10 protein-coding genes and 1 pseudogene are annotated in these 12968 nt (G+C 64.9%); 6 read left to right on the forward strand and 5 right to left on the reverse strand.

Annotated elements, in window-relative coordinates; all coding sequences use genetic code 11:
* Positions 1–96 precede the first annotated feature (96 nt).
* On the forward strand, positions 97–519 hold the full coding sequence (gene fur / locus ACFO24_RS09725; RefSeq protein ID WP_377738166.1) for a ferric iron uptake transcriptional regulator: 423 nt from the start codon (positions 97–99) through the stop codon (positions 517–519).
* Positions 520–564: 45 nt separating this feature from the next.
* Here the strand turns inward: fur and ACFO24_RS09730 are convergent, their stop codons facing one another.
* On the reverse strand, positions 565–1041 hold the full coding sequence (locus ACFO24_RS09730; RefSeq protein WP_207574384.1) for a PACE efflux transporter: 477 nt from the start codon (positions 1039–1041) through the stop codon (positions 565–567).
* Positions 1042–1174: 133 nt separating this feature from the next.
* On the opposite strand from ACFO24_RS09730, the pseudogene ACFO24_RS09735 reads away from it, so the two are divergent.
* From ACFO24_RS09735 to ACFO24_RS09755, 5 genes and pseudogenes are all read left to right on the forward strand, one after another.
* Positions 1175–2645 (forward strand): annotated as a pseudogene (locus ACFO24_RS09735) (cbb3-type cytochrome c oxidase subunit I).
* Positions 2635–3234 carry a cbb3-type cytochrome c oxidase subunit II gene (locus ACFO24_RS09740; protein WP_377738167.1) on the forward strand — a complete coding sequence of 200 codons (600 nt, stop codon included), beginning with the start codon at positions 2635–2637 and terminating at the stop codon, positions 3232–3234. Before ACFO24_RS09735 ends, ACFO24_RS09740 begins: the two are co-directional and overlap by 11 nt.
* A gap of 17 nt (positions 3235–3251) precedes the next feature.
* Positions 3252–3854 (forward strand): c-type cytochrome, encoded by a 603-nt coding sequence (locus ACFO24_RS09745; protein WP_377738168.1) that lies wholly within the window; start codon positions 3252–3254, stop codon positions 3852–3854.
* A gap of 32 nt (positions 3855–3886) precedes the next feature.
* Positions 3887–4531, forward strand: coding sequence for an SCO family protein (locus ACFO24_RS09750; protein WP_377738169.1), 645 nt, complete (start codon positions 3887–3889; stop codon positions 4529–4531).
* Between the two features lie 67 nt (positions 4532–4598).
* Positions 4599–5183, forward strand: a complete 585-nt coding sequence (locus tag ACFO24_RS09755; RefSeq protein ID WP_377738170.1) for a hypothetical protein — start codon at positions 4599–4601, stop codon at positions 5181–5183.
* 382 nt (positions 5184–5565) lie between these two features.
* Here ACFO24_RS09755 and putP read toward each other — a convergent pair whose 3' ends face one another.
* From putP to ACFO24_RS09775, 4 genes are all read right to left on the reverse strand, one after another.
* Positions 5566–7065 carry a sodium/proline symporter PutP gene (gene putP / locus ACFO24_RS09760; protein ID WP_377738171.1) on the reverse strand — a complete coding sequence of 500 codons (1500 nt, stop codon included), beginning with the start codon at positions 7063–7065 and terminating at the stop codon, positions 5566–5568.
* Positions 7066–7194: 129 nt separating this feature from the next.
* Positions 7195–11184 carry a trifunctional transcriptional regulator/proline dehydrogenase/L-glutamate gamma-semialdehyde dehydrogenase gene (gene putA / locus ACFO24_RS09765; RefSeq protein WP_377738172.1) on the reverse strand — a complete coding sequence of 1330 codons (3990 nt, stop codon included), beginning with the start codon at positions 11182–11184 and terminating at the stop codon, positions 7195–7197.
* Between the two features lie 136 nt (positions 11185–11320).
* A complete protein-coding gene (locus ACFO24_RS09770) occupies positions 11321–11728 on the reverse strand; it encodes a sirohydrochlorin chelatase (protein ID WP_377738173.1) in 408 nt (135 codons plus the stop codon).
* A gap of 96 nt (positions 11729–11824) precedes the next feature.
* Entirely contained in the window at positions 11825–12856 is a 1032-nt protein-coding gene (locus ACFO24_RS09775; RefSeq protein ID WP_377738174.1) for a YeiH family protein, read from the reverse strand.
* Between the last annotated feature and the right edge of the window lie 112 nt (positions 12857–12968).

Raw genomic sequence — 12968 nt, forward strand, 5'->3', positions numbered from 1 at the left:
GGCAGCATTTGCCGGACTGCGACTGGCCCCGTTTCCTGGGCCTTGGTTTTTTATACGGCAGCGCCCGAGTTGTCGTTTTTGCTGGACGGTTACGCCATGAACAACAATATTGAAAACTTAAAAAGCACCGGCCTGAAAGCCACTCTGCCGCGCCTCAAAATCATGGAGATTTTCCAAACAGGCAAACAGCGCCACATGACGGCGGAAGATGTGTTTCGCGTGCTGCTGGATGAGCGCTCGGACATCGGCTTGGCCACCGTGTACCGCGTGCTCACCCAATTTGAACAAGCGGGCATTTTGCTGCGCAGCAATTTTGAGAGCGGCAAAGCCGTGTACGAACTCAACGAAGGCCAGCACCACGACCACCTGGTCTGCACCAGCTGCGGCAAAGTGGAAGAGTTTTTTGATCCCGAGATCGAAAAACGCCAGATGCAAGTGGCCGATCGTCTAGGCTGGACGATTCAAGACCACGCCATGTCGCTGTATGGCGTGTGCGCACATTGCCTCGGAAAAAAATAAGCCACCAACCGGCCCCACCGCCCGGGGCCGTGAACCAAGATTTGCTCAGCCCTGCGCCGCCGCTGGCAACCCAAAAATCCGGTCAAACGCCCAGTTAAAGCCGTAGGTGTAAACCAAGAAGAAGGCCAGCATCCCGGCCTCCATCACCGTCGCCTCCCACAGGCTGATGCCAAACCACCAGGCCATGACGGGAATCAAAATAGCCCCCAGCCCGCCCTCAAACCCCAGCGCATGGGCGATGCGGCGTTTGAGCGAGCGGCCCTTGACGGTTTGGCGCAGCTCCCAGCGCTCAAACCAGTGGTTGAAGGTCACGTTCCAGCTCATGGCAATGACCGAGGCGGCAACCGCCATGGCCCCTGACTCGCCCGGCTGCTGACCAATCAGCATGAACAGGCCGCTGGCGCAAACAATGGCGATCAGCTCATACAAACCGACAAACAAAACCCGCCGCCAAGGGCCTTGCAGGCCCGTGATTTTTTTGGGGGCAACGGGATTCAACGAAGAAGAAGCAGACGAATTCATAAGTGCGCGCAGTGTAGGGGCTGCCCCAAAAATCGGCCACCATGGGGATTTAAGCCGCCTCTGCAACACGCCCCCATGCCAAAGAAGGTGCAAAGAAGGTGTTTATGCGCTTAGAACGTGTTCATGATGGTCGATGCGCAAGGGCTTGCTGGTAGAAAACCCCGGCGCGGCTTCGGCGATTTTTACGCCGGGGGAAATCGGCCAGGCCGACGACCCCACGCTGACCGCGCATGACCGCGAGCGCCTGCAAAAAGCGATCAATGCCACCCACGCCAAAACGCCCGACGAGCGCTGGCAAGCTGCACATGCCCGACTGGCTGGTGGCCGAGGCCTGGCAAACCTTTGGCCGCATGCGCACCATGCACCTGACCGCCGTGTTCTACGGCTGGATCACCAATGCGGCGCTGGCCGCCATCGTCTGGCTCACGCCGCGCCTGATGCGCACCACCCTGCGCGGCGCACCCTGGGTGGTGTTGGGCGCGGTGTTTTTAAACATTGGTGTGGCCAGCGGCATCGGGGCCGTTGGCATTGGCTAGACGGCCGGCATGGAGTACCTGGAAATTCCCTGGCAGATCGGCATTTTTGTCGGCCTGGGTCTGGTGCTGATCGCCATCAACGTGTTTCGCACCGTGCGCCACCGCACCGTGGCGCATTTGTACGTCACCAGCTGGTACCACCTGGCGGCGCTGCTGTGGATCATTGTGCTGTTCACCATCGGCAAGCTGCCCGGCGTGCACTACGGCGTGCAGCAGGCCACGATGAACTGGTGGTATGGCCACAACGTGCTGGGCCTGTGGTTTACGCCGGTGAGCGTGGGCATCATTTATTACTTCCTGCCCAAGGTGATTGGCCGCCCCGTGCGCTCGTACAACCTGTCGATTCTGGGCTTTTGGACGCTGGCCTTTTTCTACGCCCAAGTCGGCGGCCACCACCTGGTCGGCGGCCCGGTGCCGGGCTGGTTGGTGACGCTGTCCATCGTGCAAAGCATGATGATGATCGTGCCCGTGCTGGCGTTTGCCATCAACATGGTCTGCACCATTCGCGGGCGCGTACACCTGACCCAATACTCGCCCACGCTGCGCTTTATGGTGTTTGGCGCGGTGATGTACATCTTGTCGTCGGTGCAAGGCTCGTTTGAAGCGCTGCGGGCAGTCAATCGGGTGGCCCACTTCACCCACTTCACCGTGGCCCACGCCCACCTGGGGGCCTATGCCTTTGTCACCATGGTGCTGTTTGGTGCCATTTACTTCATGCTGCCGCGCGTGCTGCACCGCGAGTGGGCCTGGCCGCGCCTGATTGCGGTGCATTTTTGGCTTGCGGCCACGGGAATCATGGTTTATTTCATCTTCCTGACCATCGGCGGCTGGCTGCAGGGCACCGCCATGCTGGATGCGGCCAAACCGTTTATGGATTCGGTGGCCGTCACCATCCCCTACCTGCAATGGCGCAGCGTGGGCGGCTCGCTGATGGTGCTCAGTCACCTGGTGTTTGCGGGGCACGTCCTGGCCATGCTGCTCAACGTCAAGCCCGAACGCAGCGGCCCCGCCCTGTGGGGTGACCCGGCCAAAGCGGCCGCTGCCCTGGAGGTTCCTCATGCAAAGTGAAGTCAAACTGGCCACCGGCGCCCTCGTCAGCCTGGCCGTGGCCACCGCCGCCTTGGTGGTGCTGCCCTATCTGCAGGTGCGCGATATTCAGCCCCCCGAAGGGCTCAAGCCCTACACCAGCGCCGAGCTGCGCGGGCGCGACAGCTACGTGGCCAATGGCTGCGTGTACTGCCACTCACAACAACCGCGCGATAAAAACTTTGCCCCCGATGCCGAACGCGGCTGGGGCCGTGCCACGGTGCCCGCCGATTACGTGTACGACACGCCCCACCTGCTGGGCAGCATGCGCACCGGCCCGGACTTGATGAACATTGGCGTGCGCCAGCCCAGCCAGGACTGGCATCTGGGCCACCTGTACCAGCCGCGCGCGTATGTGCCCGGCTCGATCATGCCGCCCTACCCCTACATGTTCGAGGTGAAAGGCCAGGCCGAGGCCGGTGAGGTGGTGGTCAAACTCCCGCCCGGACAGGGGCCCGAAGGCAAGGTGGTCGTTGCCAAGCCCGAGGCGCTGGACTTGGTGCAATACCTGCAAAGCCTCAAGCGCAACTACCCCATCTTGCCCGCTGAGCCGCAAGCGACCGCGCAATAACGCCGGAGGAATCCCCCATGCCTGACAAACTCAAAATCCTGCCGCAAGAACTGCGCGAAAACGCCGACCCAGAGGAAGCCATCCGCCCTATGCCCTGGCTGGCGGCGGTGGTTGCCATCGGGATGGTGATTTTTGGCATCGTTTACCTGCTCATGAACCCCGCCATTGAGCGCACCGACCTGGGCGACATGCGCACCGTGGCCGATCTGCGCCCCACCGCCCAGGCCGCCGCCCCCGGCGCAGCGGTGGATGGAGGGGCGATTTTTGCCGCCAACTGCGCCGCCTGCCACCAGGCCAATGGCCAGGGCCTGCCCGGCGTGTTCCCGCCGCTGGCGGGCTCGGAATGGGTGGTGGGCGATCCCAAAGTGCTGGCCAACATCCTGCTGCACGGCGTGAGCGGCAAGATCGAGGTCGCGGGCCAAAGCTTTGACGGCATGATGCCCGCCTTCGCGCAACTGTCCGATGCCGAAATTGCTGGGGTGCTGACCCACATCCGCAGCACCTGGGGCAACCAGGCCGAAGCCATCAGCGCCGACTTTATTGCTTCAGAAAGAGAAGCTGGCAGCGCACGCACCACGCCATTTGAAGGCGGTGAAGCCCTTAAAGCCTTGATTAAATAGCGCTAGCAGCTCGCAAAACAGGAGACACCGCCATGCTGCGCACCGTGCTATTGAGTCTGGCCCTGCTGGGCGGGGGCTTTAGCGCTGCCGCCTGGCTGACGCACGACTTCCAGGTCTGGACGGACGAAGGCGCGCGCCGCCTCGAAGTGGCGCTGCGCCCCGTGCCCGTGCCGGCGGTCACCGTCGATGGCACGGGCATTGCGCCCAGCACCCTGCCCCAGTTGCTGGCCACGCCGGGCCACGTCACCATTGCCGACTTTTTTTACACCCGCTGCAAAACCGTCTGCCTGACCCTGGGCAGCAGCTTCAACCAATTGCAAGCCGCCCTGGCCCAGGACAACCCCGGCGTGCAACTGCTCTCGATCAGCTTTGACGGCGGCCACGATACCCCCAACATCCTGCGCCACTACGCCCGCCCCCTGGGGGCCGACCCCGCCATCTGGCGCTTTGCGCGGGTGGCCGACCCCACCGAACAAGCCGCCTTGCTGCGCCAGCTGGGCGTGGTCGTCATCCCCGACGGGTTTGGCGATTACGAGCACAACGCCGCCCTGCTGGTGTTCGATGCCCAGGGCCGCATGGTGCGCGTGTTTGACCTGGCCGAGCAAGACTTGGCGCTGAACTACGCCCGCCATCTGGCCCGCCAAGCCCAGCACCCCAGTGCCCAGGGGGCGGTATGAGCCAGGCCCCAAATTAACTTATTTTGATAGCTGTTTTCGCTTTAAAGATAAGCGTTTTCATGCTTTTTTGCTAAAAAATAGCGTCCTGCTCCAGGGGATGGCTGGCGCGGCGGCGCTGGCCGTGGCCGTGCTGGCCCGCCAGTGGCTGGAGGGCAGCATGTGGCGGCACATGGTGCTGCAGTTTCCCTTGCTGCTGCTGGCCGGGGCCGCCTGGGCCGGGGCCCTGCCCCCGGCTTGGCAAGGGCGCAGCATCAACCAGTACGGCATCACCGGCTGGGTGGCGGCCAGCAGCATCTTGGCCGTACTGATGATTCCGCGCGTGCTTGATCTGGCCCTGCTGCGCCCCGAGGTAGAGGTCGCCAAATGCACCGCCCTGGTGCTGGCGGGCCTGGCCCTGCGCCTGTCGTGGCAACCGGCCGGGCGGGTGCTGCAGTTTTTCTTTTTAGGCAACCTGCTGGCCATGACGGCCATTGTTGGCCTGCTCTACATCGACAGCCCCTTGCGCCTGTGCAACGCCTATTTGCAGGATGACCAAATCCGCCTGGGCCAGTGGCTGGTGGGCATCAGCAGCGCCTTAGGGCTGGCATGGCTGGGCACCGTCACCCACGAGGTGATGCAGCGCGAGCAGCAGCAGCAACCGCCCGTCCGCTGATCGACCACCCCAACCACACGCCCCCCGGCACCATACAAAAACGCCCCAGGACGCAAACCGCCCATGTAGAGGCAGACCTATGTGTCTGCCCTGGCACCCCAACATCCCCGCCCGGCACCATGAACGATGGGCAGGGGGGAAATGGGGAAAAAGGGCGAACACACAGGTTCGCCCCTACGGGATGATGCAAAAACGCCCCAGGGCGCAAACCGCCCATGTAGGGGCAGACCTATGTGTCTGCCCTGGCACCCCAACATCCCCGCCCGGCACCATGAACGATGGGCAGGGGTTGGGAAATTGGCAGGGGGGAACGGGCGAACACACAGGTTCGCCCCTACAGGATGGTGCAACGAACATGCCCCTTGCACCCTACAAAAATGGTTTACACCTTGCCGATTTGCGCAAATTCTTTTTCCACCGCTGCGTGCGCGGCCAGCATGGTGGGCGAGGGTTGGCCCAGGCGGCTAACCAGCCACACCGTCAGGCCGCACAGGATGAAGCCGGGCACGATTTCGTACAGGCCCAACCAGCCAAACTGCTTCCACACCAGCACGGTGACCGCCCCGACGATGATGCCGGCCAGCGCACCGTTGCGCGTCATGCCCTGCCAGAACACCGACAAGATGATGACCGGGCCAAACGCCGCGCCAAAGCCTGCCCAGGCATAGCTGACCATGCCCAGCACCTTGGCGTTGGGGTCGCTGGCCAGGCCGATGGCGATCAGCGCCACCAGCAGCACCATGATGCGGCCCACCCAGACCAGCTCTTGCTGGCTGGCGTTTTTGCGCAAAAAGGTGCGGTAGATGTCTTCGGTCAAGGCGCTGGAGCACACCAGCAGCTGGCACGACAAGGTGCTCATCACCGCCGCCAAAATGGCCGCCAGCAAGGCCCCGGCAATCCAGGGGTTGAACAGCTGCTTGGCCAGCTCCATGAACACGGTTTCCGCGTTGGCATTGACGGCAGCGGCCCCGGCTGCATGGGTGGCAAAGTAAGGGATGCCGATAAAGCCCACGGCCACGGCACCGCCCAGGCACAAAATCATCCAGGTCATGCTGATGCGGCGGGCCTTGGGGATGGTTTGCACCGACGCGGCGGCCATAAAGCGCACCAGAATGTGCGGCTGGCCAAAGTAGCCCAGCCCCCAGGCCATCAACGAGACGATGCCAACAAAGCTTGCGCCCCGGAACAGGTCAAACTGCTCGGCCGTGATGACGGTGTGCAGGTCCAGCCCCTGCTGCAAATCACCGGACAAGGCCAGCCAGGCCATGACCGGGGCCAGCAGCAAGGCGGTGATCATCAGCGAGGCCTGGATGGTGTCCGTCCAGCTCACGGCCAAAAAGCCGCCAATCAGCACGTAGGCAATCGTGCAGGCCGCGCCCACCCACAGCGCCACGTTGTAGGGCATGCCGAACATGTTCTCGAACAGGCGGGCACCAGCGACCACGCCCGAGGCGCAATACAGGGTGAAGAACACCAAAATCACCAGCGCGGTGACGATGCGCAGGGCGTTGCTCTTGTCCTCGAAGCGGTTGGCCAAAAAGTCCGGCAGCGTCAGCGCATTGCCCGCGCGCTCGGTGTACAGGCGCAGGCGGGCGGCAACCCAGCGCCAGTTCAGGTAAGCGCCCAGGCACAGGCCAATGGCAATCCACGATTCGGACAGGCCCGAGACGTAGATGGCCCCCGGCAGGCCCATGAGCAGCCAGCCGCTCATGTCCGACGCGCCGGCCGACAAGGCCGTGACAAAACTGCCTAGGCTGCGCCCGCCCAGGATGTAGTCAGACAGGTTTTTCGTGCCCAGATACCCCAGCCAGCCAATGGCCAGCATGGCAAGCAGGTAAATCGCGAACATGATCGCGGTGGGATCGTTCCAGGAAAATTGCATAGAGATGTACTACTTTTTAGTAGCTAGCAGCGCTTGCACAGCAAGCGAAAACCAGCATTTTTAAGAACAGAAAACCCCGCGCGAACGCATCGCGCCAGGGTTGTCCAAACGAAGGCGGTGTGGCCCCTGTCAGGCCATGGTCATCAACTGGGCATTGCCCCCGGCCGCAGCCGTGTTGGTGCTGATGGATTGCTCGTGCAGCAAGGCGGCCAGGTCGTAGCCGTGCCCGGCGTGCAAGGCTTCGCTGCTGCGGCTTTCGACGCGCACGATGGCCCCGGCACGGGCGGCCACGGCCGTGGTAATGCCCACCAGGGCATCGCCATCGCCCTCGAACAGCAAGGCCGTGATGGGGGCCTGGGCATCGCCCCAGGACTGCTCATCGGCACTGTGCAGCCAGGCCACCCCGGCATCGCCAGCGGCCGCGCGCAGCGCTTGCCAGGCGGCGGCGCAGCCGTTGTCCTGCGCGGGCAGCACCACGTGGCAGGGGTTGCCGGTGGCCAAAGCGGCGGCCACCTGGTGTACCAGGCCCAGCGGCGTGCGCGGCAGCGCCCACACCGGGCCACGCGCCAACAGGCGGTAGCGGTTGCTCTCGCCCGTGGGGCCATTGAGCAGCACGCTGGTGCCCAGGCGCGAGGCGGCCAGCGCCTCGGCGCAGATGCGGCCCGATTGCTCCACCCCGGCCACCACCGTGGTTTGCAGGCTGGCCAGCAATTGCTGGGCCGGCACCGGGGCGCTGGCCTGGGCACGCGGCAGCGGGGCCAGCGCGGCATTGGGCTGGCCCTGCACCAAGCGGTACAAATACAGCGGCCCACCGGCTTTGGGGCCGGTGCCCGACAGGCCCATGCCGCCAAAGGGCTGCACGCCGACCACGGCCCCGACCACGTTGCGGTTTACGTAAATGTTGCCCGCGCGGATGCGGCCGGTCAGGCGGTCGATGGTTTCGTCAATGCGGCTGTGTACGCCAAACGTGAGGCCGTAGCCGGTGGCGTTGATATCGTCCACCAAGCGATCAATCTGGTCACGCTGAAAGCGAATAACGTGCAAAACTGGGCCAAAAACCTCACGGGTCAATCGCTTGGCGCTATCAATTTCGATAATCGCCGGGGCAACGAAGTGGCCGTTTAACACGCCGTCCTGGCGTTGCACGCGGGTGACTTTTTGCCCCGCTTCCTGCATCTGCTGAATGTGCGCCTCGATCTGGGCGCGGGCCTCTTCGTCGATCACCGGGCCCACATCGGTGCTCTGGCGGTCGGGGTTGCCCAGGCTCCACTCCTGCAGGGCTTCGCGCAGCATGGTGAGCTGGCGCTCGGCCACATCGGCCTGCACACACAGCAGGCGCAGGGCCGAGCAGCGCTGACCGGCTGAGTCAAAGGCCGAGGTCAGCACATCGCCCACCACCTGTTCGGCCAGGGCGGACGAATCGACGATCATGGCGTTTTGCCCACCGGTTTCGGCAATCAGCGGAATCGGCTGACCGCTGGGCGACAGGCGCTGGGCCAGTTGCTGGGCAATGATGCGGGCCACCTCGGTGGAGCCGGTGAACATCACCCCGGCCACCTGCGGGTGCGCCACCAGGGCTGCGCCCACGGTTTCCCCCTGGCCGGGCACAAACTGCAGCGCATCGCGCGGCACCCCGGCCTCGTACAGGATGGCGACCATGGCGGCGGCCGTCAGCGGCGTTTGCTCGGCGGGTTTGGCCAGCACAGCATTACCAGCGGCCAACGCAGCGGCCACCTGCCCAGCGAAGATGGCCAGCGGGAAATTCCACGGGCTGATGGCCAGCACCACGCCCAGGGGGCGTTCGCGGGCGTTGTCAAACTGGTCGGCCACCATGGCGCCGTAGTAGCGCAGGAAGTCCACGGCCTCGCGGATTTCGGCCACGGCGTTGGGCAGGGTTTTGCCCGCTTCGCGCACGATCAGGCCCATCAAGAGCTGGCTGCGTTGCTCCAGCAAATCGGCCGCGCGGGCCAGCACATCGCCGCGCACGGCCGGCGGTGTGCCCGCCCAAATGGGCGCGGCCTGGGCGGCGGCAGCAGCGGCGGCCTGGGCTTGTTCGGCATCGGTTTCGCGCACCCAGCCCACCACATCGGTCAGCTCGGCCGGGTTGCGCACGGGCTGCCACTGGCTGTCTTGCGCCGGGTCGGCCGGCAGGGGCACCCCGGCCGGGGCGGCCAGCCAGTTTTGCGTGGTGCTACTCAGCAAGGCGGCCGCCAGCGAGGCCAATTGCTGCTCGTGCGCCAGGTTCACCCCTTGCGAGTTGGCGCGGCCCTGCGGGCCCTGGGCCAGCAACTGGGCGGGCAGCGGGATTTTCGGGTGCGGCGCCCCCAGGCGGCCTTCTTGGCTGGCGATTTGCATCACCTCATCCACCGGGTCGGCCACCAGCTCGGCCACGGGCACGCTGGGGTCGCCAATGCGGTTCACAAACGATGTGTTGGCCCCGTTTTCCAGCAGGCGGCGCACCAGGTAGGCCAGCAGGGTTTCGTGGTTGCCCACGGGCGCATACACGCGGCAGGGGCGGGCCAACTTGCCATCGGCAATCGCGCCGGTGACCTGGGTGTACAGCGGCTCGCCCATGCCGTGCAGGCATTGAAATTCATACTGGCCGCTGTAGTAGCTGCCCCCCACGGTTTGCGCCAGGTGGTAGATGGTGGCCAGGGTTTGCGCGTTGTGCGTGGCAAATTGCGGGTAGATCGCGTCCGGCACCTCCAGCAGCTTGCGGGCGCAGGCCAGGTAGCTCACGTCGGTATAGACCTTGCGCGTATAGACCGGGTAACCGGCCAGGCCATCGAGCTGGGCGCGTTTGATCTCGCTGTCCCAGTACGCGCCTTTGACCAAGCGCACCATCAGGCGGCGGCGGCTGCGCCGGGCCAGGTCGATCAGATAGTCGATGACCTGCGGGCAGCGCTTTTGGTAGGCCTGCACGACAAAGCCGATACCGCTCCAGCCCTTGAGGCTGGGCGCGGCGCACAGCGCCTCCATCAAATCGAGCGACAGCTCCAGGCGGTCGGCCTCTTCAGCGTCGATGTTCATGCCAATGTCGTACTGCTTGGCCAGCTCGGCCAGGTGCAGCACGCGCGGCAGCAGCTCGCCCATCACGCGGTCGTACTGGGCGCGGCTGTAGCGCGGGTGCAGGGCCGAGAGCTTGATCGAGATGCCCGGCCCTTCAAAAATGCCCCGCCCGGCCGACGCTGCGCCAATGGCGTGGATAGCCTGCTCGTAGTCGCGCAGGTAGCGCTGAGCATCGGCTTCGGTGGTGGCCGCCTCGCCCAGCATGTCGTAGCTGTAGCGAAAGCCCTGGGCCTCGAACTTGCGGCTGTTGGCCAGCGCCTCGCCAATGTTCTGGCCGGTGACGAACTGCTCGCCCATCAGCTTCATGGCGTGGTTTACGCCCTGGCGAATGAGCGGCTCGCCGCCCTTGCCGATCACCCGGGTCAGCGCCGATGAAAGATTTTTTTCACTGTTCGTGCCAGTCAGCTTACCCGTCAGCACCAGCCCCCAGGCGGCGGCATTGACGAACATGGATTGCGAACGCCCCACGTGCGATTTCCAGTCGCCCTGGCTGATCTTGTCGCGAATCAGCGCATCGCGCGTGGCCTTGTCCGGGATGCGCAGCAAAGCCTCGGCCAGGCACATCAGCGCCACGCCTTCTTGGCTGGAGAGGGAAAACTCCTGCACCAGCGCCGCCACGCCGCTGCCCACCGGGGCATCGCGCAGGCCTTGCACCAGCTTGGCGGCCAGGGCATGGACTTTGTCCGCTTGCTCGGCATCGCTCACCCGCGCCAGGGGCAGCAGGGCGGGCAGGCATTCGGTCTCGGGCCGGTGCCAGGCGGCGGTAATGGCCGCGCGCAGCGGCGTTTGCGGCAAGATGGATTGGGCAAAGTGCAAAAAAGGCTGCACTTCGTGGGGGGCCTGGGCGCTTTCTTCACTCTCCAGCGCATCGGCGGTAGCGCTTTCGGTGCCAACAATGCGAATGCTGGGCAGGCCACGCTCCAGCGCATCCACATACTGCACCACCGCCTGCTTGAGCAGCCAGTGCGGGGTGCGCCCTAAATTCTGGGCGGCTGCGCGAATGCGCTCGCGCAGCGCTTCATCAACTTTGATACCAAGGGTAGTAGACATTGCAAACAACCTTTAAACAAAAAGGTCGCACCAAGGTGCAACCTAAACAGGTTGAAATGTCGCAGAGGTTGCACCTCGTAAAAACAGGGAAAACCCTGGTTTCCGTGGCCAAAAGCAACGGCCAGGGCCAATTCAATTATTCAGACAGCTGCGCCAGCGCCTGCCCCGCCAGCCAATCGAGCAGCCCCGGCCAGCGCGACAGCACCGGCCACGTTTGCACCTGCAATTGCGGGTAATCCGCTTGCGCCTGGGCAATCAGCGCGGGCAAGTCGCCCAGCACATGGCTGCCTGCCGACCAAAACACCGGCAGCACGGCCACCTGGGTGGCCCCTTCGGCGCCCAACTGGGCCAGCACCTGGGGCAAGGGCGGCTCCATCAACTCCAAAAACGCTTGGCGCACCACGCAGGTGCGCCCTTGGGCGGCGGCTTGCTGCTCCAGGGCTGTTTGCAGGTGGTCCAGCGTCTGCGCCCAACGCGGGTCGCGCGAGCCGTGGGCAAAAAGGACGATGGGCGTGGTGGTGGTAAGAGCGGGGGCGGTGTGCATGCCGCGATTGTCACGGAAAAAGCACCCAGCAGCGCCCCGCAACGGCCCACGCCATGGCCTGGTGCCAGGGCAATGGGTGGGGGCACGGGGTTGGCATTACCCCGGCCACCCCCAGCGGGTCAGCACCGCACCGGCCCCCAGCAACCACAGCCACAGCGCCCCCGCCAGCCACAAGGGCCGGATGCCGGCGCGGCGCAGCGCCTGCCACTGGATGCCCATGCCCAAGGCCAGCATGGCCATGGTCAGCAGCCCTTGGTCCAGCAGCACCCCCAGGCGCACCAGCGGCTGCGGCAAGCCAGGGTGCAGCAACACCACCGCCACAAACCCCAGGGCAAACCAAGGAATGGTGATGCGCCCGCGCCCCCCGTCGGCCGGGGCCCCGCGCCCCAGCCACCACGACAGGATGAGCAAAAACGGGGCCAGCAGCAGCACACGCAGCATTTTGGTGATCACGGCGGTATGTGCCGCCTGGCCCCCGATGGCACTGGCGGCCACCACCACCTGCGCCACCTCATGCACGGTGGCGCCCACGTACACGCCATAGCCGGGGCTGCTGTGCGCCGTTGCCGGCCACAACACCCCCGCCAGCCAGGGGTACAAAAACATGGACAGAGTGCCAAAAACCACCACGGTGGCCACGGCCACGCCGACATCGCGCTCGCGCGCCTGGGCCACCGGGGCCGTTGCCAGCACGGCCGCCGCCCCGCAAATGGCGCTGCCCGCACCAATGAGCAAGGCGCTGCGCGGCTCCAGCTTGAGCACGTAGCGCCCCAGTGCCCAGGCCAGCGCCACGGTGCTGCTCAGGATGAACACATCCAGCGCCACCGCGCCCCAGCCCAGGGCCGTGATGTCCTGCACACTCAGGCGCAGGCCGTACAGCACGATGCCCGCGCGCAGCACCGGCCCCTTGGCCAGTTGCACCCCTGCGGCCCAGCGGGTTGCGCCTGCGCCTTGCAGCCAGGGCGCATGCCCCAGCACCATGCCCAGGCCGATCGCCAGGGTCAGCGCCCCCAAACCCCAAGCTTGCAGCAGCGGCAAGCGCTCTAACAACAGACACAGCAGGGCACCCGCCCCCGTCAATGCCAGTCCCGGTACGGCCCGAGACCCCAGCCCAGTCACAATTTGCATGGACGCGACTGTAGGGATACGGGACGCGCCTGGATAACGAATAATTTACCAAATGCGCGAAAAGCCTCGGCGTTCAGGCCGAGGATGGATAGCGCTGGCCGCGTAAGCGGCC

The sequence above is a fragment of the Comamonas denitrificans genome, from assembly GCF_042654745.1.
Classification (GTDB): Bacteria; Pseudomonadota; Gammaproteobacteria; order Burkholderiales; family Burkholderiaceae_C; genus Comamonas; species Comamonas denitrificans.